The following is a 25386-nucleotide window of genomic DNA, read 5'->3' as shown; positions in this document are numbered from 1 at the left end:
GCCCGATGCCCGACCCGCGCAGCCGCAGCGGGAGAGCCGTGGTCGCGAGGTAGATCCCCGGTAGCACGAGGTAGACCGGCGGCCCGGTCCGGTCCGGTCCGGTCCCATACGGGCGAGCCCGACACCGCGGGTAGTCGCCCGGGTCAGCGACGACCAGGGTGAGACGACGCCGGGCGGGGTGGGTGGTGGTGCCGCGTCGTGGCGGGCCTGGCGGGAGCGACGCGAGGAACGAGCGGCGCGGATGGTAGACGCGGCACCACCACCCACCCCGACCACCCAGGGCGACCACACGCCGTCGAGCACAAGAACCACGGCTCTACCTCGGCGGACACGGCTCTACCTCGCGCAACCACGGTTCACCCTCGGCGGGCAGGCTCGTCAGTGGGCGACGACGCGCGCGCCGGCGGCGGGGGCGGTGGTGCACCAGACGGTGTCGCACGCGTCGTTCGCGGTCCACGACGCGGCGATCGCGAGCGCGTGCTGGCGGCTGCGCGCGAGGGCGGCGACCGTCGGGCCGGAGCCGGAGACGATCGCGCCGAGCGCGCCGGCCTCGGTCGCGACGTCGAGGGTCCGCTGGAGCTCGGGGCGCAGGGCGAGCGCGGGGCCCTGGAGGTCGTTGCGCAGCACCTGCCCGAGCCCGACCGCGTCCCCGGCGCGCAGCGCCTGCATGAGCGCGGTGTCCTCGGCGAGGTCGAGCTCGGCCGGGCCCCCGACGGTCTCGTCGAACGTGCGGTACACCTCCGGCGTGGAGAGGCCGTCGGCCTGGACGGCGAAGACCCAGTGGAACTCGCCGCGCGTCATCGCGGGCGTGAGCACGTCCCCCCGCCCCGTCCCGACGGCGGTGTGCCCCACGAGCCCGAACGCGACGTCGGCCCCGAGGCCCGCGGCGAGGCGGACGAGGTCGGCGCGGGGCACGCCGGCCTCCCAGAGCGCGTCGCACGCGACGAGCGCGGCAGCGGCGTCCGCGGACCCGCCCGCCATGCCGCCCGCGACGGGGACCTCCTTGTGGATCTCGAGCCGCACGTCGGGGTCGACGCCCACGTGCTCGGCGAGCGCGACGGCGGCCCGCCACGCGAGGTTCGTCTCGTCGGTCGGCACGACGTCGGCCTGGAGCCCGGTCACGCCGAGCGAGACGCCCGCGCCCGGTGGCACCTGGTGGGCGACGACCTCCTCGCTCAGCCCGACGGCCTGGAAGATCGTCACGAGCGGGTGGTAGCCGTCGTCCTGCAGCGCCCCGACCCGCAGCGAGAGGTTGACCTTGCCGGGTGCGCGCACGCGGACGGACGGGGGTGGCGCGAGGGCGATGCTCGGCGGTCGCGGGGGTGTCACGCGTCCACTGTGCCAGGTCGTCCGGTGCGACGCTCCGCGGGTGCGGCACCGCCGGCCGGGCGCTCGCCGAGGCTGCCGTGCCGGACGAGCTGCTCGGCGACGCGCGCGAAGGCCGCGACGTCGAGCACCTCGCCGCGCGCCTGCGGGTCGACGTCGGCGGCCACGAGCACCTCGGCGGCCACGCTCGCGGAGCCGGCGAGGCCGGACAGCGCGGAACGCAGCATCTTGCGCCGCTGCGCGAAGGCGGCGTCCACGACGGCGAAGACCTGCTCCCGGGTCGCGGTCGTCGTCGGGGGCTCGCGGCGGTCGAGCGCGACGAGCGCGGAGTCGACGTTCGGCACCGGCCAGAACACGCTGCGGCCGATGGTCCCGGCGCGGCGGGCGTCGGCGTACCAGGCGGCCTTGACCGACGGGACGCCGTACGTGCGCGACCCGGGCGGGGCGGCGAGCCGGTCCGCGACCTCGGCCTGCACCATGACGAGCACGCGCTCGAGCGAGTCGAACCGCTCGAGGAACGTGAGCAGCACGGGCACCGCCACGTTGTACGGCAGGTTGGCGACCAGCGCCGTCGGGGGCTCCCCGGGCAGGGCCGTCACCTCCAGGGCGTCCGCGCCCACGACCTCGAGGCGGTCGCCGAGGTCGGGCACGTGCGCGGCGACCGTCGTGGGGAGCTGCTTCGCGAGGACCGGGTCGATCTCGACCGCGACGACGCTCGCGCCCGCCTCGAGCAGCCCCAGGGTGAGCGAGCCGAGCCCGGGCCCGACCTCGACGACGCGCTCCCCCGCGCGCACGTCCGCGGCCCGCACGATCTTGCGGACGGTGCCGCCGTCGTGCACGAAGTTCTGACCGAGGGTCTTGGTGGGGCGGACGCCGAGGCGGCCCGCCAGGTCACGGATCTCGGCCGGACCCAGCAGGGCACCGCGGGTGTCGCTCATGACAGGCAAGCCTACCGACCGGGGCGGCGACGGGACGGACCTCGCGGGACGACGAGAGGGCGGGGCGCCGTGCGCCCCGCCCTCCCTGGTGCGGCCGTGAGTCGTGCTAGCGGGTCAGAGAAGACCCAGCTTGCGGGCGCACGCGGGCCACTGGCCCCAGCCCGAGCGGGCCTGGAGCGCCTGGGCGCGCTGCGTCTGCTCGGCGGCCGAGGCCTCCGACGGGAGGCCGGAGCCGCCCATGGCACGCCACGTGGACGCGGAGAACTGGTACAGGCCGTAGTAGCCGTTGCCCGTGTTCGTCGCGGGGTTGCCGCCCGACTCGCACTGCGCGAGCGCGCCCCAGACGCCGTCCGGGGCGGACCCGAGGTCGGCGGCCGGCGCGGACGAGCCGCCCGACGACGGGGTCGACGAGCGCTGCTGCGTCGTGGGCTTCGGCTCGGGCTTGGGGCGCTCCTTGGTGCCCTGCACGAGGATCTTGTTCACCGGGGGCGTGGTGACGCCCTCGGAGACGAGCTCGCGCGACTCCTCGACGCCGTCGACCGTCGTGACGCGGTGCACGGTCGTGTGGACGCCCTCGGCGCCCTCCTGCTTGACGACCGGGTCGAGGTCCTTGAAGCGGTTCGCGTCCTCCTCGGTGACCGTCTCGAACGGGACGGCCGCCTCGGCGGGGACCTCCTCGACCTTCACGCGCTGCACGACGAGCGAGACGGGCGCGGCGTCGGTCGCGGCGTCCTCGGTCGCGGCAGCGTCGGCAGCGGCAGGGTCGGCCGCCGCCGCGGCGTCGGCCTGGGCCGCGGCGATCTGCTCCGACTTCTCGACGTGGACGCGGTCGAGCTCGCCGAGCTGGATGCCCTGCTGGTCGAGGATCGCGTCGATGCCGATGCTGCCGTCGGGCGCGACCTTGGTCTCGCCGTCCGCGACGACGTTCACGGGCCCGTCCGCGTCGAGGCGGATCGGGAGCGACACGCGCTCGCCGGAGCGCGACGCCACGAGGCGCACGTCGCTGCCGCGCGAGGCGAGCGTCGTCAGGGCCTCGTCCGCGTCGAGCGCGGTCAGCCAGACGGAGGACTGGGAGCCGTCGACCTGGACGGGCACCTCGCGCCCGTAGCGCACGACGACGTCGCCGCCGCCGCGCAGGGCGGAGTCCACGTCGGGCACGACGAGGTCGCGGTCGCCCACGGCGACGTCCTGCTCGGCGAGCAGGCCCTCGACGGACCCGGCGAAGGTCGTGACGGAGGTGATCTGGCCGTCGACGTCGAGCTGGACGGTCTTGCGCGCATTGCCGTAGGCGACGGCGCCGGTCGCGAGCAGGACGACGGCGGTGGCGCCGGCCACGAGGGGCCAGCGGCGGCGACGGCGGGCGGTGGTCGCGGGGCTCTCCGCGGGGCCGTCGGCGAGGGTCGGGGGGTTCTGGAGGGTCGTGTCGGCGCTCTCGGGGGCGCCGGCCGCGTCAGCGGTCCGGTGGAAGGGGTTCTTCACTCGGGTCCAGTCGTCGGGGGTCCCGGGCACGGAGGCTCGACGGCGCGTGCGCACCACCCGCGGCCCGCGGGGGACGTGCGTCCTCCGCGGCGGGCGCACACGTGCGTCCGCGGGTCTCGAGCGGCCGATCCGGCTGCCGGCGCCAACCCCGGCGCCCCTTCCCCAGGGCCCGACGACGGCGCACCGCCCGCGCGGTCCGGGCACGCCTCCCGTGGTCCGGAAGGACCGCGAGGGCATGCCGTTCGCACGCGAGCGACGTTCGACCGTAACCGATCCGTTATCGAACTCCAACCCCCACGCCGCTAGACTGGGAGGTTCTGTCCGGATTTCTAGGCGTATGTCACGGGCGTCTCCACGCGCTTCTCACCCGGCGTCACCGTCGACGTCACGCGCGAGGGCACCCTCCGCAGCGCCCGGTCGCGCACGCCCGGACCGTGCCGCGCGCGCCCCGACCCGAGCCAGCGTCGCCGCCAGCTCGGGCGGGTTGAGGACCGTGAGGTCGACGTCGAGGCCCAGCAGGGACCCGGCGAGCCGGGCGAGCGACGTCCCCCCGGTCTCCAGCACGCACGCGTCCGGCCCGTCGTCGACGAGCACCCCCGCCTCCGGCGCGAGCCGCTCCGCCACGACGCTCGCCGGCGCGTGCAGGCGCACGCGGGCGGGGTGCGCCGACGCGATCGACCCCACCCCGCGGACCACGTAGGCGACGGCGTCGCCGCCCGGCACGGGGCGGGGCGTGAAGCGCGGTCCGCCGGGCGTGCGCAGGCGCAGCCGGTCGAGGCGGAAGGTCCGCCAGTCCTCGCGGCCCAGGTCGAACGCCAGGAGGTACCACCGACGCCCCAGGTGCACGAGCCGGTACGGCTCGACCGCGCGGGCCGTGGTCGTCCCGTCGTGGGCCCGGTACTCGAGGCGCAGCCCGGTCCGCGCCGCGACGGCGCCCGCGATCTCGGAGAGCACCCGCGCGTCGACCGACGGCCCCGCCACCGGTGCGCTCGCGACCGCGGCGCGCAGGGCGTCCGCCCGGGCGCGCAGCCGGGCGGGCAGCACGGTGTCGAGCTTGACGAGCGCGCGACGCGCGGCGTCCTCCACCCCTGTGATCGACCCCGTCGCGGCGGCCCGCAGCGACACCGCGACGACGGCAGCCTCCTCGTCGTCGAGCAGGAGCGGGGGCAGCGCGGTCCCGGACCCGAGCCGGTAGCCGCCCGCGGTCCCCGGCGCCGAGCGCACCTCGTAGCCCAGGAGTCGCAGCCGCTCCACGTCGTTGCGGACCGTGCGGGTCGTGACGCCGAGCCGCTCGGCCAGCTCGGGGCCCGACCACGTGGGCCGCGTCGGGAGGAGCGCCAGGAGGCGCAGGAGTCGCACGGAGGTGTCGAGCACGGATCCATCCTGCCGCACCCTGCGGAACCGCACGTTCCGCATGGGGTCCTACTGTCCTGGTGTCGGTCCCGCCGGGTCGACGACCGCGGTCCCCGGGCTCGATCCCGGGGACGACGACGAGGGAGACGAGCATGCTGCGTGGGATGGCGACGCTGAACCTGTGGGCCGACGACCTGGAGGCCGCGTCCGCGTGGTACGCGGAGGTGCTCGGGACGGAGCCGTACTACGTGGTCCCCGGCGGGTACGTCGAGTTCCGGGTCGGCGACCGCCAGGACGAGCTCGGCATCATCGCCCGGTCCTGGTCCCCGCGTCCGCAGCCGGAGACCCCCGGGGGCGCGATCGTGAACTGGCACGTCGACGACGTGCGCGACGCGTTCGCCCGGCTGCTCGCGCTCGGCGCGACCGAGTACGAGGGGGTCGTCGAGCGCGGGGAGGGCACGGGCTTCGTCACGGCGTCGGTGGTCGACCCGTTCGGCAACGTGCTCGGGATCATACAGAACCCGCACTACCTGGAGATGCTGGAGGGCTAAAGCCTGTCGAACAACCTCGGTGAAGTGTTCGGCAGCGTCGTTCTCGGACGTCCCGATGCCGCGGTGGCGGCGAGGGTTCCCACGTCGTCCGGGCTGGTTTCACTCGCGCGAATGCGCGGGCCAGAGCCTTCCCGTCGGTGGGCGTTGGTGACCTGGCCTCGTGCTTCGGGGGCCAGGACCTGGGAGAAGCGGCGCTCGCCCCAGGTGGCGAGATTGACCGCGGCGTTCAGATCGCGGTCGGTGGTGTGCCCGCAGTGCTCGCAGACGAAGACGCGATCGGCGAGCGTGAGTGTCTGGTTGACGTTCCCGCACGCGGAGCAGGTCTTTGATGACGCGAACCACCGGTCTGCGGTCAGGACGTGGCCGCCTCGCCAGGATTGCTTGTAGGTGATCTGGCGGGCGAGCTCACCCCAGGCCGCATCAGAGATGGCTGCGGCGAGCCGGTGGTTGGCGAGCATCCCTTGGATGTTCAGGTCTTCGATGACGAGCCGGTCGTGGGTCTGGACCAGCAGGTTGGAGACCTGGTGCAGGAAGTGATGACGGCGGGCACGAACCCGCTCGTGGTGACGGGCGAGGCGGCGCACGGCGGCACGCCGGCTGGCGGAGCCCTTGACCTTGCGGGACACGGACTTCTGCAGCCGCCGGGTCACGGGTTGCGCCGCCCGCAGGGCCTTGGGCGCCACGTCGATGCGGAGTACCTGCTCGCCGCCAGCCAGGGCGACGACGATGGGTGCGTGCAGGCCACGATCAACGCCCGCCCACCCGCCATGGTCCTCGGCGTCGCGGACAGGATGCTGGGCGCCGGGGTGCAGGTCGGCGGCTTCGACGTTCACGCTGATGCGCCACCGCCCGCCACGCCGGGAGACGGTCGCGAACAGGATCCGTGCCCGACCCTTGGCGAGCATCCGTCGCAGGCGTCGGGTGTCGTCATGGACCTTGATGGCGCCGATCCCGGGCAGCGTCACCGAGCGAGGACCGGCCTCACCGAGCCGGATCGTGGCGCGCTCGCCGGTCTTCGTCCTCGAAGTCTTGTTGCGCATGCGGAACGAGCCGCGTTCGTGGTTCTTCTTCTTGAACCGGGGATGCCCGACCGGCCGGCCGGCGCGCTTGCCACGCCGGGAGTCGGTCCACGCCTTCAAGGCTTTGCCGAGATCAACCACGGCTTCCTCGAACACTTGGGCGCTGACTTCAGTCCGCCAGGCCCGGCCCGTGACCTCCAGCTCGGCGACACCCGCACCGTCGACGACGAAGCGGCGCCCGGCGTCCTCGGTCTTCTTCCACGCGTTGAACGCATTGATCAAGTCGAACCCGGTCCACGGGACCTTCACCTCGAAGCCGTCGCGCTTGCCGGCCGTGCGGGCATTCAGGTGCAAGCGCAGGCCCTGGTTGAACGCGAACCGGGCGGCGCCCTCGTGCCGGGCCAGGGCGCGTGCCTGCTCCGCGGTGGGGTCAGCCACCAGCTGGAACGTCGTATGCCTCGACACGACCAGGACGCTACCGGCCGGCACCGACAACGACGGGATGTCAGACCTGGTCAGGACGATGGCGCACGTGTGAACTATCACCGCGACGCCCTTACCCGTCCGACCTGACCGACACGGCCTGGGCGCGCATCCCCGCGCTCGAGATCCCCACCCGCACCCGCGGCGGGCGGCCTTGCTGCGAGCACCGGTGGCGCGAGTACTCAGGCGCACTTCTCTTCGTCGTGACCACGCGCATCCCGTGGCGGGCGCTCCCGCACGACTTCACCGTCTCCTGGTCCGCGGCCCACAAGCAATTCACCCGGTGGACGAACAGACGGCTGTGGGAGCAGGTCCTCGCCGTCTTGCGCGCCGAAGACCGCGTCCACGACGGCCGCGACCAGCAGCCGACGGCTGCCGTCGTGGACTCGTCTCCGTCAAGAGCACTCCGGTCCCCGGTGGGCGCGGCTTCGACGGTGTGAAGAAGGTCGAGGGCGTCAAACGGCACATCCTCGTCGACACCGCCGGACGACTCCTGGCCGCCCACGTGACCGCGGCGAACGTCCAGGCCAGGGCTGCGTTCGCCGACCTACTCACGAAGAACCCGTGCCCGTCCGTGGCGCACGTCTGGGCTGACAAGGGCTACACCGGGCAAGCACCCGCCGACGCCGCAACCGCGGCTGGGATCGAGCTGGAGATCGTCTCTGGCCCCCAACCCGTCGGCGGGTTCGTCGTTCAACCACGACGCTAGGTCGTCGAGCGGACGAACGGGCGGATCAACCGGCACCGCCGCCTCGTGCGGCAATACGAAGCCACACTCACCGCCCACGAAGCGTTCGTCATCCTGTCCCAGATCCGGCTCCTCTTACGCCGCCTTGATCGCCACGGGTAGTTGTTCGACAGGCGTTAGCGTGCCGCGGTGCCCGCGGACCGCGGGCGCCGCGCCGGCCTCAGTACCAACCCTTGGCGACCGAGTGCGACCACGCCGAGCAGGGCGTGCCGTACCGGCCCTCGATGTAGCCGAGGCCCCACGTGATCTGGGTCGCCGGGTTGGTGCGCCAGTCGGAGCCCGCGCTCGACATCTTGGACCCGGGCAGCGCCTGCGGGATCCCGTACGCGCTCGAGCTCGGGTTGTCGGCGTCGACCCGCCAGTTGCTCTCCTTGGTCCACAGCTTGTCGAGGCACGTGAACTCGTCGTCGCCCCAGCCGCGCTGGGCCGCGAGCGAGCGGCCGATCGCCCGCGCCGAGCCGGGGTCCACGGAGACCGAGATGTCCATCGTCCCGACCTTGATGATCTCGTTGCGCGGCTCCGTCGTGACCGTGCGCGTGAGGACGGTGCGCGACACCTCGGCGCCGCCGAGGGTCTGGACGGCGTACGTCGTGGTCGCCTCGCCCACGCGGCCGGACTGGACGACGACCCGGTGCCCCTTCGGCAGGTTCGGGTCCTCGACCTCCTCCGTGGTGAAGGGCAGCACCTCGGTGACCGTCGTGGCCGACGCGGCGGCCCGGCTCACGAGGACGAGCATCCCGTCCACGGCCGCCGCGTCGAGGGGCGCGGACGTGCTGTCGCCCTCGGCCAGCACGATGCCGGCCGTGGCGAGGACACCGCGCACCGTGGGCTCCGCCGTCGTGATGGGCATGACCGCGCCGTCGACGGCGACGTGCACGGTCTTGAGCGTGGAGACCCGGATCGGGTCGCGACCGAGCGCCTGGGTGCGGGACACCTCGGTCACGGCTCCCTCGGCGCGCGGGCCGAGGTAGGTGAGGAGCTCCCCGACGGTGCGCGCCGTCGTCGAGATCGTCTGGACCTGACCGTCGATCTCGATCGTCACGTCGTGGCTCGTCCGGACGACGATCGTGCCGCCGTCGTGCGCGGAGTCCGTCAGGCCCGGCTCGACGAGGTCCTCCGCGCCGACCGTGACGTCCTGGTAGTCGAGCACCTCGGCGACCGTGCGCCCGTACGCGGAGACGTCGTACAGCTCGCCGTCCACGTCGAGCGTGACGCTCTTCTGGAGCGAGGCGAACGCGCCCGTGACGACCACGAGGCTCGCGACGACGACGCCCCGGGCCGCCAGCCGCTGCAGGCGCCGGCGACCGGTTCCGTCAGGTGCGAGCACGCGCGCGGTCCCTTCTGGGAAGCGGCCCGCGGCGAGCGCCGAGGGCGAGGTGGGGCACGTCGTCGGCGCACGGCGCGCGACGCACGGACCTGACCGTAGCCGAAACGTGACCCAGGACGAAACCTCCGGTTCGCCCCGGAACGGGCGGCGACGCGCGGCGACGGCTCCCCCTCCGTCGTGCCCGCGTCACCAGGGCCCGTAGACCGCGACCGACGTCGCGGCGAGCCGCGCGCAGACGTCCGCGAGCGGCAGGTCCACCACCTCGGCGACGGTACGGACCGTCGTCGGCAGCACGTACGGGGCGTTGGGACGGCCCCGGTACGGGTGCGGCGTGAGGTACGGCGCGTCCGTCTCGACCAGGACCTGCCCGAGCGGCACCTCGCGCAGGGCGGCCCGCAGCTCGTCGTTCGCGCGGAACGTCACCGGGCCCGCGAACGACAGGTACCAGCCCTGCTCCGCGCAGAACCGGGCCATCGCCGCGTCGCCCGAGTAGCAGTGGAAGACCGTCCGCTCCGGGGCACCGTCCCGCGCGAGCACGTCGAGCACCTCGGCGTGCGCGTCGCGGTCGTGGATCTGCAGCGCGAGGCCCAGCTCCTTCGCGAGCGCGACGTGCGCCCGGAACGACTCCCGCTGTACAGCCTCTCCTCGCGGTCCGGTACGGAACAGGTCCATCCCCGTCTCGCCGATCGCCCGCACGCGGTCGTTGCCGCGCGCGATCGCGGCGATCTCGGCGACGGCGTCGTCGAGCGGGACGTCATGGTGCGCCCGAGGGTCGGGCAGGAGCCCGTCCGGCCCGACCTCCCGCACCCCGCCGTGCAGCACCGCCTCGTTGGGATGGATCGCGACGGCCCCGAGCAGCCGCCCCACCCCCGTGCCCGCGCGGTCGACCAGGTGATCCTGGCTCGTCCCGGCACCGGGACGCGCCGGATCCGCCTGCTCGACCCCCCAGATCGCCTGGTCGCCGCGCAGGAGGGCGTCGGTCCAGCGGGCCGCGGGGAGGTCGCAGCCGACCTGCACGACCCGGTCCACCCCGACGGCCGCCGCCCGCGCGAGGTGGTCCGCGACGCTCGGGGCGGGGACGTCGCCCCACCCCCACGAGTCGTCCTCGCTCCGCTGCGGGGACTCGCGGGGGCCCCGGGGATCGGGCAGGACGTGCGCGATCGAGTCGAGGTGCGTGTGGTTGTCCACCACGGGGACCGGCAGCGGCTCCGGGTCCGGCGGCCGGCCGCGCTCGCGCTGCTTCGCCACGGTCAGGCGGTCTCGCGCAGGCGGTCGAGCTCCTCCTCGACGATCGAGTCGTCGAGCTTGGTGAACACCGGCGTCGGCTTGCCGACCGGCGTGCCCGGCACGACGGCCTTCGGCTCCCACGTCGCCAGGCCCTCGGCGCGGTAGTCGCCCGTGATGATCGGGTAGCGGCGCGAGTCGTCGTCGAGGTCGGTCACCTCGTCGATGCGCGGCTGCGGCGCGATGGTGCCCGTGCCGCCGAACGCCTCGTGCACCTGCTGCGCCGAGTGCGGCAGGAACGGCGACAGGATCGTGTTGAGGTCGCTCACCGCCTGGGTCACGGTGTGGAGCACGGTCGCGAGCCGGTCCGGGTCGGTCTTGAGCTTCCAGGGCTCGGTGTCCGACACGTACTTGTTCACCTCGCCCACCGTCTTCATCGCCTCCGCGACGGCCGCGCGCTGGCGGTGCGTCGCGATGAGCTCGCCCACCCGGCCGAACGCGGTCGTCGTCGTCGCGAGGACGCCCTCGTCGATCGGCTGGCGCTGGCCCGGCTCCGGGATCGCCCCGAAGTTCTTGTGCACCAGGTTCGCCGTGCGGTTCACGAGGTTGCCCCAGCCCGCGACGAGCTCGTCGTTCGTGCGGCGCTGGAAGTCCGCCCACGTGAAGTCGACGTCCTGCGTCTCCGGGCCCGCCGACGCGACGTAGTAGCGGAACGCGTCCGGCTGGTAGCGGGCCAGCATGTCGCGCACGTAGATGACGACGCCCCGCGAGGAGGAGAACTTCTGGCCCTCGACGTTGAGGAACTCGCTCGACACGACCTCCGTCGGGAGCTGCAGGTTCCCGTACGGGCCCGGCGCCCCGCCCTTGCTCCCCCGGCCGTCGTAGGCGAGCAGCTCGGCCGGCCAGATCTGGGAGTGGAACGTGATGTTGTCCTTGCCCATGAAGTAGTACGAGCGGGCCTCGGGGTCGTTCCAGAACGCGCGCCACGCGTCCGGGTCGCCGCTGCGCCGCGCCCACTCGATCGAGGCCGACAGGTAGCCGATCACCGCGTCGAACCACACGTAGAGGCGCTTGCTCGGGTTGGACTCCCAACCCTCCAGCGGGACGGGGATGCCCCAGTCGATGTCGCGCGTCATGGCGCGCGGGCGCACGTCGTCGAGCAGGTTGAGCGAGAACTTCAGGACGTTCGGGCGCCACGCGGTGCGCGTGCGCAGCCAGTCCCCCAGCGCGTCGACGAACGCGGGCAGGTCGAGGAAGAAGTGGTTCGACTCGACGAACTTGGGCGTCTCGCCGTTGATGCGGCTGTGCGGGTTGACGAGGTCGATCGCGTCGAGCTGGTTGCCGCAGTTGTCGCACTGGTCGCCGCGCGCGCCGTCGTAGCCGCAGATGGGGCACGTGCCCTCGATGTAGCGGTCGGGCAGCGTGCGGCCGGTCGACGGCGAGATCGCGCCCATGGTCGTCTGCTCGACCATGTACCCGTTCTTGTGGACCGTGCGGAACATCTCCTGCACGACGGCGTAGTGGTTGCGCGTCGTGGTCCGGGTGAACAGGTCGTACGAGAGCCCGAGCTGGTGCAGGTCCTCGACGATGACGCGGTTGTACCGGTCCGCGAGCTCCTGCGGCGTCACGCCCTCCTTGTCCGCCTGCACGAGGATCGGCGTCCCGTGCTCGTCGGTGCCCGAGACCATGAGGACGTCGTGACCCGCCATGCGCATGTGCCGGCTGAAGACGTCCGACGGGACACCGAAACCTGCGACGTGGCCGATGTGGCGCGGCCCGTTGGCATACGGCCACGCCACGGCCGAGAGGATGTGGGTCATGGTGCCCGATCCTAGTCGGGACGGACGTCCGGTCGCGGCGCGGTCCGGGTCGTGACCATGCGTCGTCGGCGCGAGGTCACGCGTCGCCCACCCGGACGTCGACCGCGGAGAAGCCCGCCTCCCGGGCGAGCAGCACCCACCGTTGCACCGCGGGACCGGCGACCTCGTGCCCTGTGGGCGTGAGCGTCATCCGGACGCTCGCTCCTCCGGGCTGGTCGGGTCGTGGCTCGGCCGGCGGCTCGGAGACGAAGACGCTCGCCCCGAGGGCGTCGAGGTCGCCCGACGCGGTGGCGAAGGCGCCGGCAAGCACGGCGGCGACCAGCGGCGCCCCCGCCGGGTCGAGGCACCGGACGTCCACGAGGGCGTCGTCGCGCACCAGCAGGACGGAGACCTCGAACCCCTGCGCGTCCCCCGCGCGCGTCGACCCGCAGATCCGCTCGCTCAGCGCGTCGAGGTCGGGACGGCTCGGCCGCTCGTCGACGGTCACGGTCAAGGCGACCCTGACCGTCGGCTCGAGGAACCCTCGACCGATCCGGTCCGGACCCGTCACGTCGTCGGTCCCAGGCCACGCCCCGGCGTCTGCGACCAGGTCGGCGACGTACCGCTCGTCGTCCTCGTCCACCCCGCGCCACGCGCGCCACCCGTCCTCGGCAGCCGGCACCGAGCGGTCGAGGGCCCGCCCCAGCAGCACCCCGCCGACCGCTGCCACCGACACGACGAGGAGGAGGAGCACCGTCGCGGGCACGAGAAGCGCGCGCACGCGCCCGTCGCTCCCGCTCTCTCCCTGCCCTCCCACGCCGCGGACGCTATCGGACCGGTCGCTCACCCCGGTGGCGACGGCGTGCAGAGCCTGCCGAGGAACCGGGGACGACGCCCGTCCGGAGCCGGTCGGCTCGGGAGGTTCGTGCTCAGTACCAGTTGGTGGCCTGCGAGTGGGACCACGCGCCGCAGGGCGAGCCGTACGAGCCGGCGATGTAGTCCAGGCCCCAGGCGATCTGCGTCGCGGGGTTGGTCGCCCAGTCGGCGCCCTTGCTAGCCATCTTCGAGCCGGGGAGCGACTGCGGGATGCCGTAGGCGCTCGACGTCGGGTTGTCCGCCGTCGGGTTCCAGTTGGACTCCTTGGTCCACAGCTTCTCGAGGCACGTCCACTGCGACCCGGTCCAGCCGCGCGCGGCGGCCATGGCCTGCCCGATCGAGCGTGGGTCCTTCGGGCGCTCCTGCGTCCCGGTCACGACGACCTCGTCCACGGGCGCGGTCGTGACCTCCTGGGAGAGCTGCTCGCGCGACTCCTCGACGCCGTCCACGAGGGTGACCTCGAACGTCGTCGTGGTCACGCCGTCGGCTCCGGTCTGGGCGACGGCGGACTCGTCGGTGTACTTCGAGTCGTCGGGCTGCTGGACGGTCCCGTGCGGGACGGGCGTCGTCGTCTGCTGCTGCTCGACGACGACGCGCTGGACGACGAGCGAGACCGTGGGCGCGCCGGGCTCGGGCGCGTCGACGCGCTGCACGCTCACGCGGTCGAGCTCGCCGAGCTCGATGTCCTGCTGGTCGAGGATGGCGGGGATGCCGATGCTGCCGTCCGGGGCGACCGTCGTCGTGCCGTCGGCGACGACGTTCACCGGGCCGTCGGTGTCGAGGCGCAGGTCGAGCGACGCGCGCTCGCCGGACCGGGACGCGACGAGGCGCACGTCGCCGCCGCGCTCGGCGAGGGTCTGCAGCGCCTCGTCCGCGTCGAGCGCGGTGAGCCAGACGTCGGACTGCTCGCCGTCGGTCTGGACGGTGACCTTCTTGCCGAGGCGCACCACGACCTCGTCGCCGTCGTCGAGGGCCGACCCGGGGTCGGGCGCGACCTGGTCGCGCGTGCCGACGTCGACGCCGGCGGCGTCGAGCGCGCCGGAGACCGAGCCGGCGAGCGTGCTGACGGTCGTCACCTCGCCGTCGACGTCGATCGTCACGGTCTTGCTGGCCTCGCCGTAGGCGACGGCGCCCGAGCCGACGAGGGCGACGGCGGTCGCCGCGCCGACGATCGACCAGCGGCGCCGGCGGGTCGCGCGCAGGGTCCGCGCGGTGCGGGCGGCGCGACGGCTGGGCGTCTCGGAGGTCTCCGGGGTGGTCTCGACGGGGGCGACGTCCGAGGTCGTGGTCTCGACGTCACGGTTCTGGGGCGCGCGGAAGCGGAAGGGGTTGTGCACTCTGGTCCAAGTCGTCGGGGGTCCCGGGCACGGGGGTCGACGGCGCACGCGCGCCCCGGGGCGCTCCGCGCTACGGCGCGGGCGTCACCCGGTTCGACCAGCCGATCCGGCCGTCCTGCGGGCTCCTGGCACCTTGGGTGCTCGACGAAGACCGCGCCCCACGGCCGACCAATACACCTGTCCCCGGCGAGCGGCAACGCGAGACACTCGACCGTAACCGATTCGTTATCACAACCCAAACCACCTGCTCAGCCCGCACATCCGCCGAGATCGACCCGTCCGTGTCGAGATCGACCTCCCGAGGGTCGATCTCGGACGCTCGGGCCGATCTCGCGACGGCGATCCCCCGACAACGCGCGGACTCGCGGCGGCCTCACCCCGCGGGCGTCACCGCGACCCGCAGCAGCCGGTCGTCGCCGTCGCGCGGGTCCCCGCGCCCGTCGGTGTTGTTGGTCAGCACGTACAGCACGGAGCTCCCGTCGGCCCCGAGCGGCGTCGCCGGGTCCACCAGGACGGCGCGCAGCCGACCCCGGTCCGTGAGCACGGCCTGGGGCGGGCCGAACGCGGCGGCCGACGTCCCGCCGTCGGGCGTCGCGAAGGGCACGCGCCACAGCGCCTGGCCCCGCAGCCCCGCCAGGTACGCGCCCTCGCGGGTCGCGGCCAGCCCGCTCGGCGAGGCGTCCGACGTCGACCACGTCGCCACCGGGTCCACGAACCCCGACTCCGCGCCGCCCACCCCCTCGACCTCCGGCCAGCCGTAGTTCCCGCCCGGCACGACGACGTTGAGCTCGTCGAACGTGTCCTGGCCGAACTCCGACGCCAGCATCCGGCCCGTCACGTCCCACGCGATCCCCTGGACGTTGCGGTGCCCCAGGCTCCACACCGGCGAGGCCGGGTCCGGGTTCCCCGGCGCGGGCGCGCCGTCCACCGTCAGGCGCAGGATCTTGCCGTTGAGCGCACCCGCGACCTGCGCCGCGCCGCGCTGCTGCGCGTCCCCCGTCGTCACGTAGAGGTAGCCGTCGGGCCCGAACGCGAGCCGGCCGCCGTCGTGCGTGGAGGCCGCGGGGATGCCCTGGAGGATCGGGGAGAGGGCCGACAGCTCGCGACCGGCGAGCGTCCCCCGCAGGACCTCGTTGCCTCCGGCGGCGGTCCGGTAGACGAACACCTCCCCCGGTGCTGCGCCGCCCTCGGGTCCGACCGCCACCCCGAGCAGACCCGACTCGCCCGTCGCGACCGTGCCGTCGTGCAGGTCGTCCGCGCCCGGTCCCGTGACCGGCTCGACGGCGCCCGACGCCGGGTCCACGACGACCAGGCCGCGCTCGTCGCGCAGCGAGACGAGCAGCGTCCCGTCCGCGAGCGCCGCGAGCCCCCACGGCGCGGGGAGCCCGGTCGCCACCTCGGTCACGTCCACCCGCACCTCGGGCACGACGGCGAGACCGGGCTCGGGTGCCGGCGCGCTCGTCTCCGCGGGTTCGCTCGGCTCGGCGGTGGCCGTCGTGACCGACGGCCCCGGTGCGGGTTCCGGGCCGTCGTCGGGCGTGCACGCCGCCAGCAGCACGACGGCGGCCCCCACCACGACCGCGGACCTCGCCCGACGCGCGGTCGACCGGTTCGTGGGCATGCGCCCATCGTCGCGCGCCGCGGTCGCCGTCGCACGAGGCGAGGCGCCGACCGTCAGAGGCGGGTCAGGCCGCGCTTGAGGCCGCGGATCGCCTGGCCGATGCGGTGCTCGTTCTCGATGAGCGCGAACCGCACGAACTCGTCGCCGCCGGGGCCGAACCCGACGCCCGGGGACACCGCGACGTCGCACTCCTCGACGAGGTGCGTCGCGAACTCGATCGAGCCCATGTCGCGGTAGGGCTCGGGGATGCGAGCCCACGCGAACATGGTGCCGCCGGGCTTGTGGATGTCCCAGCCGATGCGCTGCAGGCCGTCGTGCAGGGCGTCGCGACGCGACTCGTACACCGACGAGATCTCCTGCGGGAACTCGGTCGCCTCGTTGAGCGTCACGGTCGCGGCGATCTGGATCGGCTGGAACGTGCCGTAGTCGAGGTAGCTCTTGAGCTTGGCGAGCGCCCCGACGACGTCGCGGCGGCCCACGAGGAACGCGACGCGCCAGCCCGCCATGGAGAACGACTTCGTCATGGAGTACAGCTCGACCGCGACCTCGCGCGCGCCCTCGCACTGCATGATCGAGGGCGGCTCGAACCCGTCGAACGTCATGTCCGCGTAGGCGAGGTCGTGCACGAGCACGACGTCCTTGTCCCGCGCCCAGTCGACGAGGCGCTGGAGGTCCTCCTTGGTCGCGACCGTCGTCGTCGGGTTGTGCGGGAACGACAGGACGACGACGCGCGGCTTGGGCCAGCCCAGCTCCCACGCCTCGATGATGCGGTCAATGTACCCCGCGGCGTCGGTCCCGTCGCCGATGGGGACCTGGCGCGCGTCGGCGCCCGCGAAGTAGGGACCCCAGATGTGGATGGGGTAGCTCGGCGTGGGGACGAGCGCGACGTCTCCCGGCTGCAGCAGCACCCACATGAGGTGGCTGAAGCCCTCCTTGGCGCCGATGGTCGAGATGATCTCGGTGTCCGGGTCGAGGCTCACGCCGAAGCGGCGCTGGTACAGGCCCGCGACGGCCTCGCGGAGCTTGGGGATGCCGCGCGACGCGGAGTAGCGGTGGTTGCGCGAGTTCTGCGCGGCCTCGGCGAGCTTGTCGACGGCGACCTGCGGGCTGGGCAGGTCCGGGTTGCCGAAGCCGAGGTCCACGACGTCGCGCCCCGCTCGGCGTGCCTCGATCTTGAGCCCGTCGATGATGGTGAAGACGTAGGGCGGCAGACCGGGGATCCGGCGGAACTCCATCGCAGTGCTCCAGCTCTGTGCGGGACGCCCGGGCGCGGGGTGCGCACGGGTCGCGGGTCTCGCAGGGTACGCCTGCTGCCGGACGCCGCGCGTCCCCTCTCGTCACGACGGCGCGCCACGGCTCCTCGGGGGAGCGGCGCTCAGCCGTCCCAGCCGAGGTTGCGCGCCATGCGCTCGAGCGTCGCGACCGTCTGCGCGTACTCCGCGCGGCTGATGCCGTCAGCGACCCGCTCGCGCGAGACCGACACCGCGTCGAGCAGGTCGTGGTAGGCGTGGTTGCCCGCGACGGTCACCGACAGGCTGCCCGCGCCGTCGCGCGCGACCCAGCCGCGGCGGACGAGGTCGTCGATCTCCGCCGTCACGGCGCTCGCCCCGCGCCCGGGCCCGGGCGCCGCCCCCGTGAAGGGCGAGAGGACGCCGTCGACACTCGTCTCCTCGCTCACGCCGTCCCGGATGGTGTTGAGCACCTGCCAGTGCCGGCGCGTGAGCCCGGAGTGCTGGAACACGCCGTCGAAGCTCTCGTCGATGAGCCGGTCGACGAGCTTGAGCCAGTACCCGATCGGGCGCTCCGGCGGAGCGGACGGTGTCGACTCCTGGTCGCTCACGGGAGACCTCCGTGCTCGTCGTCGGTGGGTCCGTCCACTGTCGCACCGTGACCTCCCAGCCGCCACGTCACGCGACGCTCAGTCCTCCCGCGCGCCGAGCACACCCTCCGGGTCGCGTGCGACGGCGCGCAGGAGGATCCGCCACATGCCCTCGACCCGGGCCGTGAGGTCGTCCAGGTGCGAGAGGTGGGTCGACACCGTCTGCACCCCGTCGAACCAGGCGACGACGTGCCACGCCGTCTCGTCGACGTCGACACCCTCGACGAGCTCGCCGTCGGCGGCCGCCTGGGCGAGGTACGTCCGCGCCAGGTCGATCCAGCCGACGAACGGGACGGGGAGGTCCGCGTCGACGTTCTCGGCCTCGAGCCGCAGCCGGGAGGCCGCGCGGAACACGGCGCTCTCCCGGTAGACGGTCGCCACCTGGCGCGACGCGTCGACGAGCGCGGCCAGGCCTCGGGTCCCTCGTTCCTCGTGCGCCGCGCGCAGCGGGACCCACTGCTCGGCGACGTCCTCGGAGATCGCGCGGGCGAGCTCCGCCTTGGAGCTGAAGTGGAAGAAGATCGTGCCCTTGGTGAGGCCGAGCGCCGCGGAGAGGTCGTTCAACGACGTCGCGGCGTAGCCCTTCGCGGCGAAGTGGGCCGCGGCGACCTCGAGGATCCTCCGGCGGGTCGCCGCCTTCTGCTCGCTGCGGGTCGTCGGGGGCACGGCACCTCTTCACGTCGTCCTGGATCGCTCCCCCTGCGTCAGCGTACGAGATGACGTGGCCGCGCGCGTCACGCACCGATCGAGGTCGTCAACCCGCCCGCGCGGATCCCGTCGAGGTCGATGCGACGGTCGCACGCCGAGGCCACCTGCTCGGAGTGGGTCGCGATGACGACGGTCGCGCCGCCCTCGGCGAACGACCGGAGCGACGACACGACCATCTCGGCGTTGTCGTGGTCGAGGGCGCCGGTGGGCTCGTCGGCGAGCACGACAGACGGGTCCTTGACGACCAGCCGTGCGAGCGCGACCCGCTGCTGCTCCCCGCCGCTGAGCTGGTACACCGGCTCCCCGCCGCGGCCCGCGAGCCCGACCTGCCCGAGCGCCGCCTCGAACGTCGTCCGCCGGCTCGCCCTGCGTCCGCGGGCGGCGATGGCGAGGTTCTCGTCGACGGACGCGTTGTCGACCAGTGCGTAGTTCTGGAAGAGGTACCCCAGCGCGTCCCGGCGGAACTGCCGGGTACGACGGCGCCCGAGCCTGGTCAGGTCGGTGCCGTCCACGACGATCCGTCCCGCGGTCACGGGCTCGAGCAGACCGATGCAGTTGAGGAGCGTCGACTTGCCCGACCCGCTGCGGCCCGTGAGCGCCACCATGCTCCCGGGCTCCACGGTGAACGAGAGGCCCTCCCACAGGGTGCGGCGGCCGAAGGCCTTGCTGAGCTCGTCGACCACGAGGGTCGTCGGTCCGGTCATGGTCAGGCCTCCGAGGATCGGGTACGGACGAGACGGCGGCCGAGGACCGCGAGCGCGCCCACGAGCGCGGCCAGGCTCACCGCGACGACGGCGGCGAGGAGCACCGGCTGCCAGTGGCCGAGGACGACGAGCACCTGCGAGGTCGTCGGGTCCGCCCCGGGGCGGACGGTCGCGGTGAGCCCCGACACCGTGGTCCACACCGACCACGCCACGACGGCCAGCGCCAGCGCGAGCTCGGCCCCCAGCAGGCCGCGGTGCGTGCGGACGAAGCCCCACCCGCTGATGTGCCGGACGAAGATCGACTGGGCGTTCTTGCGCGTCGAGACCTGCGCGACGGCGACGGAGGTGCCGAGCAGCACCGCGAGCGCGGCGACGGCGTTGAACACCTGGAGGCGGGTGTCGTTCACGAGCGCCGCGTGCTCCTGCGCCGCGGCGAGCGCGACCGGTTGGTACGCCATCGCGATCTCCTGCGCACCGACCGACGCCAGCCCGTCACGCGCCGTCGCGGCGTCGGTGACGACGAGCCCCTGCCTCGTCCCGAGCGAGGTGAAGTCGTCGGGCGCGAAGATCCCGGACCCACCGTTCACGACGACCGCGACCCCGTCGCGCACCAGGACGGACTGGTTCGGTCGGTCGGCGGCACCGTAGGTGAACAGCTCTTGGTCCGGCGCGAGCACACGGGTGCGGACCTCGACGTCCTGGGCGCCCCGCGAGAACCCGTCGAGCCAGTACCGCACGTCGTCGACGATCGACGCGGTCGCGTCCTCGTACCGGCTCGGGACCAGGACCGTCACCACGTCCTCGGGAAGCTCGACGATCCGTTCGCCGTCGGCGTCGCTGACGTCCTGCTGCGCGAGGTAGGCGTTGTTGACCAGGAGCGAGTCGTGCTGCCCCGGCAGCTCTCGTCCCCAGGAGACCTCGCCCTGACCCGCGAGGACGACGTCCCCGTCGGCCTCGGCGGCCAGCAGCCACTCGCCCGCGGGGACGGCGAGCGCGTCGAACTCCTCCTGGGAGAGGTTCGGCGTGAAGAGGATGTGGACTCCCTCCCCCGCGGCTGTCCAGCGTCCGCTCGCCGCGCTCTGCCCGGCGAGCTGGACGGCGGCGACGCTCGTCGCCACGACGGCGGCGATCGTGACGAGGAGGGCCGGCGTCCGCACGAGGTACACCGCGACGCCGGTCGCCCGGGCCGGCAGCCTGCCCTTGAGCGCTTCGAGGACGGGCCGCTCGGCCGCGAGCGCGAGCGCGAGCACGTGCGTGACGAGCGCGAGGAGCACGAAGGCGGCGGTCAGGACTCCCGCCGCGGCAGCGAACGTCCGCCACTGCGCCCCGCCGTTGTACAGGGCGAGCAGTCCGGCGTCCACGAGCGCGACGGCGACGAGCGTGACGGCCAGCGCCGGGAGCGACCGGCGCAGGTCGCGGCCGAGGATCAGGGCCGGCGGCACGCCGTGCAGCCGCTGGACGGCGTAGCCGCGGACGTTCGTCAGCACGCTCGCGGCCACGACCACGACCACGAGCAGGGCGGCGACGAGCGCGCTGAGCGCCAGCGGCTGCGTCACGAGCCACCCGAGGATCTGCGGCGGCGCGTAGTAGGTCCGGGACTCGACGACGTACCCCTGCGCGCGCAGGGCCTCTGCGAGGATCGGCGTCGCAGCGGGGTCGCCGAACGTGAAGTAGTGCCCGCGCGGGTCCACGTCCGCGCGCTCCGCCAGGGGGTGCACGGCTGTCCGCACGTCCTGGCTGAACGCCGGGTACCCGTCCTCGAGCCACACGCCCGAGGCGAGGCCGGGGTTGCCGACCGTGAGATACAGGTGCCGGGACCGGGCCGGGTCGTGCAGGTCCTCGACGAAGCGCACGACGTTCACGCGGTGCTGCGCGGCGACCCGCTCGATCGTCTCGACCACGTGGGCGCTCGACGACGTCGGCGTCTCCCCGCTCACGACCAGGATGTCGGTGGCGCCGAGCGGCCCCAGGTCGTCCATCGCGCGCAGGAACAGGAACGCCGCGAGCGACGCGTACACCGCCAGGATCGCGTACGCGAGCCGGATCCCTCGACTCTTCACGCCATGCTCTCCTCAGCTCGTGCCGTGCTCGGGCAGCCGTCCGGTCCCGGTCGCGCCGCGTGCGCGACCGGGACCGGGTTCGCTCGGCGCAGCGCTCAGCAGTGGCGCCAGTACGCCTTGTCGATGCGGAACGGGTTGCTGTCCCACGCGCGGGCGGTCGCCCAGCTCCCGCCGCCACGGCACAGCGAGCGCGCGAGGCCCGAGTCGCCCGTCACGCTCGATCCGTGCACGCGCGAGGAGTGGTAGTAGTCCGACCAGTTGTAGCTCGCGGTCAGGCTCGTGACGCCGTAGTCCCAGGTCCCGCCACCGGCCGAGACCCGGGTCGCGTACGCAGCGGTCGCACCGGCCGCGACGAGCCCGAGGCTCAGGGTCGCACCGATGAACGCCCTGCGGACGCGGCCCTGCCTCGGTCGACGCGCCTCCCGGTGCTCGACCTCGTCGTGCGCGACGTGCTGGACGTCGCTCGTCATGACTGACATGTCTCTCCTCTCGTCATCGTGAGGTGAGGCTGCTGCCCCCCGCGGAGAACCTACTGATCGGTCGACCGGTCAGTCAATCCTCCCGACCATCCCTGCCGTGGCAGAGTGGGCGTATGAGCGAGAGCACCTCCGCGCCGCGCCGCGCGCTGATCGTCGTCGACGTCCAGCCCACGTTCTGCGAGGGCGGCGAGCTGGGGGTCGAGGGCGGGAACGCCGTCGCGCAGCGCATCGCCGACCACGCACGCGAGCACCGCGACGCCTACGACCTCGTCGTCACGACCCAGGACTGGCACGTGGACCCGGGCGAGCACTGGAGCCCGGAACCGGACTTCGTCGACACCTGGCCCCCGCACGGGATCGCGGGCACCCCGAACGCCGAGCTCCACCCCGCCCTGGCCGACCTCGCGCCCGACGCCGGGGTCAAGAAGGGCGAGTACCAGGCCGCGTACTCCGGCTTCGAGGGGGTCGACGTCGGCGGCCGGCCGCTCGCGGACGTCCTGCGCGACGCGGGGATCGAGGCGGTCGACGTCGTCGGCATCGCCGAGTCGCACTGCGTGCGCGCGACGGCGCTCGACGCCCACGCGCTCGGGCTCGTCACCCGGGTCCTCACCGACCTCACGGTGCCCGTCACGCCCGAGCTGGGCGCCGCGGCGCGCGAGGAGCTCGCGGCGGCCGGCGTCGCGCTGGAGCCGAGCACCGCCATCGGGCGCTGACGGCGCCGGGGGCGCTGGCGGCCGGTCAGCGGCGGCGAGCCTCCAGGGCCGCGGCGTAGAGGTCGCGCTTGGGCACGCCGGCGTCCCGGGCGACGTCCGCGACGACGTCCTTGAGCCGCTCCCCGCCGTCGACGCGCGCCAGCACGCCCGGGACGAGCTCGGCGAGCGGGACCGGCCCGCGCGGCGGCGCACCGCCGACCACGACGCAGATCTCCCCCCGGAGCTGCTCCTCGGCGGCGCGCTCCGCGAGCTCGGCGAGGGGTCCGCGCAGCACCTCCTCGTAGGTCTTGGTGAGCTCGCGCGCGACGGCCGCCGGGCGGTCCGCACCGAACGCCTCGGCCATCGCGGCGATCGTCTCGGCCACGCGGTGCGGTGCCTCGAAGAACACGAGCGTGCGCGGCTCGTCGGCGAGCGCGGCGAGCGCGCGCGACCGGTCGCCCACCTTGCGCGGCAGGAACCCCTCGAAGCAGAAGCGGTCCGTCGGGAGCCCGGAGAGCGCGAGGGCCGTGAGCACCGCGCTCGGCCCGGGCGCCGTCGTCACCGGGACCCCGCGCTCCACCGCGCGCGCGACGACGCGGAAGCCGGGGTCCGACACGCTCGGCATCCCCGCGTCCGAGACGACGAGCACCGTCCCGCCGCCGTCGACGACGTCGAGCAGGTCGTCCGCACGGTCGGTCTCGTTGTGCTCGTGGAAGCTGAGGACGCGTCCGCCGACCTGCACCCCCAGCCGGCCCGCGAGCGCGTGGAGGCGGCGCGTGTCCTCCGCCGCGACGACGTCGGCCTCCGCGAGCAGGCGCCGCAGCCGCGGGCTCGCGTCCTCCGCGTTGCCGATGGGGGTGCCGCCCAGCACCAGGTGCCCGGCCTCCCGCGGGGTCGTGGGCCGGTCGGCGTCGGGCACGTCGGTCGAGGAGGACATGGTTCCCAGGGTTCCACACCCGGGTGCCCCTACGATGGCCAGCGTGTCCCAGCCGCCCGCCGACGCGCACCCCTGGCCCCGGCCCGCGTCCGACGCCTCCGACGTCCCCGACGTCCGCTCGGACGACGCCGGGACCCGGCCGCCGCCCGACGCCGGTTCGTCCGACCCGTCGGACGACCCGGCCGCCGAGTCGCCGGGCGAGACGCAGGGCGAGACGCAGGGCGAGCGGGCCGACGAGGCCGCGGGCCCCGAGCACGACGCCGCGTCCGACCTGACGCACCGCGAGCGTCTCCTGCTCGCGCTGCTCGGGCCGCGCCGTCTGGCGCTGGGGGCGACCGCGCACGACCGCCTGTGGGGGTGGCTCGGGGTCGCGATCGTCGCCGCGGTCGCCGCGGTGCTGCGGCTGTGGAACCTCGGCCGGCCCGGAACGCTCGTGTTCGACGAGACGTACTACGTCAAGCAGGCGTGGACGCTGCTCCAGGTCGGGTACGAGGCCGACTGGCCCGAGGAGCCCAACCCGGCGTTCGAGGCCGGGGACGTGAGCTCGTTCCTCCCGACGGCCGACTACGTGGTCCACCCGCCGCTCGGCAAGTGGATGATCGCCCTCGGCATGAGGTTCTTCGGCGGCGCCGAGAACCCGTGGACGTGGCGGATCGCGTCCGCGGTCGTCGGGGTGGTCGCCGTCGTGCTCGTGGCGCGGATCGCACGACGGCTGTTCGCCTCGACCGCGATGGGGATCGTCGCGGGCGCGCTCATGGCCGTGGACGGCGAGGCGATCGTGCACTCGCGCACCGGCCTGCTCGACAACATGCTCATGATCTGGGTGCTCGTCGCGTTCGGGTGCCTGCTCCTCGACCGCGAGCAGGCCCGGCGGCGGCTCGCCGACCGCTGCGGCGCGATCCTCGACGCCGGCGGGACGATCGGACGCTACGGGCCGGGCCTCGGGTGGCGGTGGTGGCGCTTCGCGGCGGCCGTCGCGCTGGGCCTCGCGTGCGGGGTCAAGTGGTCCGGGCTGTACTTCCTCGCCGTCTTCGCCGTCGTGTCGGTGCTGTGGGACGCGACGGCGCGGCGCACGGCGGGCGTCGGGCGCTGGTGGGAGGACGCGCTCGTGCGCGACGCGATCCCCGCCGCGCTCGTCATGCTCCCGACGGCGGCGCTCGCCTACCTCGGAGCGTGGACGTCGTGGTTCCGCACCCCCGGGGCCTACATGCGCCAGTGGGCGCTCGACCACCCCGGCGAGGGCGTCGCGTGGCTCCCGCCCGCGCTGCGGTCCCTGTGGGAGTACCACCTCAAGATGTGGGACTTCCACAACGGGCTCACGTCCGAGCACACGTACGAGGCGCACCCGCTCGGGTGGATCCTCCAGTGGCGGCCGACGTCGTTCTACTGGCGCTCCTACGACCCCGGCGAGGCCGGGTGCGAGGTCGAGCGGTGCGCCCGCGCGATCACGTCGCTCGGCAACCCCGTGCTGTGGTGGACGGCGGCGCTCGCGATCCTCGTCGCGCTCTGGGCGCTCGTCCGCCTCAAGGACTGGCGGGCGCTCGCCGTCCTCAGCGGGATCGTCGCCGGGTGGGCCCCGTGGTTCCTCTACGCCGAGCGGACGATCTTCACGTTCTACTCGATCGTGTTCACCCCGTGGGTCGTGCTCACGCTCGTGTACGCGATGACGCTCGCGCTCGAACGCACCGAGCACCGCCCGGTCGCGCGGGCGCGCCTGCGGGTGGGGCTCACGGTCCTGCTCACGACGATCGGCGCCGTCAGCGTGTTCTTCTACCCCATCTGGACGGCGTGGCAGGTGCCCTACTGGTTCTGGCGCCTGCACATGTGGCTGCCGACCTGGATCTGA

22 protein-coding genes and 1 pseudogene are annotated in these 25386 nt (G+C 73.9%); 5 read left to right on the top strand and 18 right to left on the bottom strand.

The window, feature by feature from the left end; all coding sequences use genetic code 11:
* Positions 1 to 378: 378 nt before the first annotated feature.
* From ACFC2L_RS15075 to ACFC2L_RS15060, 4 genes are all read right to left on the bottom strand, one after another.
* The gene (locus tag ACFC2L_RS15075) at positions 379 to 1329 is read right to left on the bottom strand and encodes a 4-(cytidine 5'-diphospho)-2-C-methyl-D-erythritol kinase (protein WP_375825096.1); all 951 of its coding nucleotides are present in this window, start codon (positions 1327 to 1329) and stop codon (positions 379 to 381) included.
* On the bottom strand, positions 1326 to 2264 hold the full coding sequence (gene rsmA / locus ACFC2L_RS15070) for a 16S rRNA (adenine(1518)-N(6)/adenine(1519)-N(6))-dimethyltransferase RsmA (RefSeq protein WP_375825095.1): 939 nt from the start codon (positions 2262 to 2264) through the stop codon (positions 1326 to 1328). Before rsmA ends, ACFC2L_RS15075 begins: the two co-directional genes overlap by 4 nt.
* Before the next feature lie 114 nt (positions 2265 to 2378).
* The gene (locus ACFC2L_RS15065) at positions 2379 to 3773 is read right to left on the bottom strand and encodes a transglycosylase family protein (protein ID WP_375825094.1); all 1395 of its coding nucleotides are present in this window, start codon (positions 3771 to 3773) and stop codon (positions 2379 to 2381) included.
* Positions 3774 to 4106: 333 nt separating this feature from the next.
* Positions 4107 to 5117: a helix-turn-helix transcriptional regulator gene (locus ACFC2L_RS15060; protein ID WP_375825093.1), complete on the bottom strand. Its 1011-nt coding sequence runs from the start codon at positions 5115 to 5117 to the stop codon at positions 4107 to 4109.
* A 143-nt stretch (positions 5118 to 5260) separates the two neighbouring features.
* On the opposite strand from ACFC2L_RS15060, the gene ACFC2L_RS15055 reads away from it, so the two are divergent.
* Positions 5261 to 5647, top strand: coding sequence for a VOC family protein (locus ACFC2L_RS15055; RefSeq protein WP_375825092.1), 387 nt, complete (start codon positions 5261 to 5263; stop codon positions 5645 to 5647).
* On the opposite strand, the gene ACFC2L_RS15050 is transcribed toward ACFC2L_RS15055, so the two are convergent.
* Positions 5644 to 7104, bottom strand: coding sequence for an RNA-guided endonuclease InsQ/TnpB family protein (locus ACFC2L_RS15050; protein WP_375825091.1), 1461 nt, complete (start codon positions 7102 to 7104; stop codon positions 5644 to 5646). The two genes, ACFC2L_RS15055 and ACFC2L_RS15050, sit on opposite strands and share 4 nt — an antisense overlap.
* Between ACFC2L_RS15050 and ACFC2L_RS15045 the strand changes: the two are divergent.
* A pseudogene (locus ACFC2L_RS15045) lies at positions 7077 to 7451 on the top strand (transposase); the annotation flags it as partial. The gene ACFC2L_RS15050 and the pseudogene ACFC2L_RS15045 sit on opposite strands and share 28 nt — an antisense overlap.
* Complete coding sequence (locus ACFC2L_RS15040; protein ID WP_375825160.1) at positions 7370 to 7858, top strand: transposase; 489 nt, start codon at positions 7370 to 7372, stop codon at positions 7856 to 7858. The pseudogene ACFC2L_RS15045 and the gene ACFC2L_RS15040, both read left to right, overlap by 82 nt.
* A 199-nt stretch (positions 7859 to 8057) precedes the next feature.
* Here the strand turns inward: ACFC2L_RS15040 and ACFC2L_RS15035 are convergent, their stop codons facing one another.
* From ACFC2L_RS15035 to ACFC2L_RS14980, 12 genes are all read right to left on the bottom strand, one after another.
* Complete coding sequence (locus ACFC2L_RS15035; protein ID WP_375825090.1) at positions 8058 to 9224, bottom strand: ubiquitin-like domain-containing protein; 1167 nt, start codon at positions 9222 to 9224, stop codon at positions 8058 to 8060.
* Positions 9225 to 9410: 186 nt separating this feature from the next.
* A complete protein-coding gene (locus ACFC2L_RS15030) occupies positions 9411 to 10472 on the bottom strand; it encodes a TatD family hydrolase (RefSeq protein ID WP_375825088.1) in 1062 nt (353 codons plus the stop codon).
* 2 nt (positions 10473 to 10474) lie between these two features.
* Complete coding sequence (gene metG, locus ACFC2L_RS15025; RefSeq protein WP_375825087.1) at positions 10475 to 12268, bottom strand: methionine--tRNA ligase; 1794 nt, start codon at positions 12266 to 12268, stop codon at positions 10475 to 10477.
* A gap of 76 nt (positions 12269 to 12344) precedes the next feature.
* Positions 12345 to 13064 carry a hypothetical protein gene (locus tag ACFC2L_RS15020; protein WP_375825086.1) on the bottom strand — a complete coding sequence of 240 codons (720 nt, stop codon included), beginning with the start codon at positions 13062 to 13064 and terminating at the stop codon, positions 12345 to 12347.
* Positions 13065 to 13176: 112 nt separating this feature from the next.
* Complete coding sequence (locus ACFC2L_RS15015; RefSeq protein WP_375825085.1) at positions 13177 to 14460, bottom strand: G5 domain-containing protein; 1284 nt, start codon at positions 14458 to 14460, stop codon at positions 13177 to 13179.
* A gap of 373 nt (positions 14461 to 14833) precedes the next feature.
* A complete protein-coding gene (locus ACFC2L_RS15010) occupies positions 14834 to 16081 on the bottom strand; it encodes a PQQ-dependent sugar dehydrogenase (RefSeq protein ID WP_375825084.1) in 1248 nt (415 codons plus the stop codon).
* 53 nt (positions 16082 to 16134) lie between these two features.
* Complete coding sequence (locus ACFC2L_RS15005) at positions 16135 to 17316, bottom strand: aminotransferase class I/II-fold pyridoxal phosphate-dependent enzyme (RefSeq protein ID WP_375825083.1); 1182 nt, start codon at positions 17314 to 17316, stop codon at positions 16135 to 16137.
* 140 nt (positions 17317 to 17456) lie between these two features.
* Positions 17457 to 17921, bottom strand: coding sequence for a MarR family winged helix-turn-helix transcriptional regulator (locus ACFC2L_RS15000; protein ID WP_375825082.1), 465 nt, complete (start codon positions 17919 to 17921; stop codon positions 17457 to 17459).
* A gap of 78 nt (positions 17922 to 17999) precedes the next feature.
* A complete protein-coding gene (locus tag ACFC2L_RS14995) occupies positions 18000 to 18626 on the bottom strand; it encodes a ScbR family autoregulator-binding transcription factor (protein WP_375825081.1) in 627 nt (208 codons plus the stop codon).
* Positions 18627 to 18694: 68 nt separating this feature from the next.
* Entirely contained in the window at positions 18695 to 19372 is a 678-nt protein-coding gene (locus ACFC2L_RS14990) for an ATP-binding cassette domain-containing protein (RefSeq protein ID WP_375825080.1), read from the bottom strand.
* 2 nt (positions 19373 to 19374) lie between these two features.
* On the bottom strand, positions 19375 to 21432 hold the full coding sequence (locus ACFC2L_RS14985; protein WP_375825079.1) for a hypothetical protein: 2058 nt from the start codon (positions 21430 to 21432) through the stop codon (positions 19375 to 19377).
* Positions 21433 to 21527: 95 nt separating this feature from the next.
* Positions 21528 to 21911 carry a lactococcin 972 family bacteriocin gene (locus ACFC2L_RS14980; protein ID WP_375825078.1) on the bottom strand — a complete coding sequence of 128 codons (384 nt, stop codon included), beginning with the start codon at positions 21909 to 21911 and terminating at the stop codon, positions 21528 to 21530.
* 113 nt (positions 21912 to 22024) lie between these two features.
* On the opposite strand from ACFC2L_RS14980, the gene ACFC2L_RS14975 reads away from it, so the two are divergent.
* Positions 22025 to 22624, top strand: coding sequence for an isochorismatase family protein (locus ACFC2L_RS14975; RefSeq protein ID WP_375825077.1), 600 nt, complete (start codon positions 22025 to 22027; stop codon positions 22622 to 22624).
* A gap of 25 nt (positions 22625 to 22649) precedes the next feature.
* Here ACFC2L_RS14975 and rsmI read toward each other — a convergent pair whose 3' ends face one another.
* On the bottom strand, positions 22650 to 23540 hold the full coding sequence (rsmI, locus tag ACFC2L_RS14970; RefSeq protein ID WP_375825076.1) for a 16S rRNA (cytidine(1402)-2'-O)-methyltransferase: 891 nt from the start codon (positions 23538 to 23540) through the stop codon (positions 22650 to 22652).
* A gap of 34 nt (positions 23541 to 23574) precedes the next feature.
* Between rsmI and ACFC2L_RS14965 the strand changes: the two genes are divergently transcribed.
* On the top strand, positions 23575 to 25386 hold the full coding sequence (locus ACFC2L_RS14965) for a phospholipid carrier-dependent glycosyltransferase (RefSeq protein WP_375825074.1): 1812 nt from the start codon (positions 23575 to 23577) through the stop codon (positions 25384 to 25386).

The sequence above is a fragment of the Cellulosimicrobium sp. NPDC055967 genome, assembly GCF_042269845.1.
Taxonomy (GTDB): Bacteria; Actinomycetota; Actinomycetes; order Actinomycetales; family Cellulomonadaceae; genus Cellulosimicrobium.
This window is presented reverse-complemented; position numbering and strand designations above follow the sequence as displayed.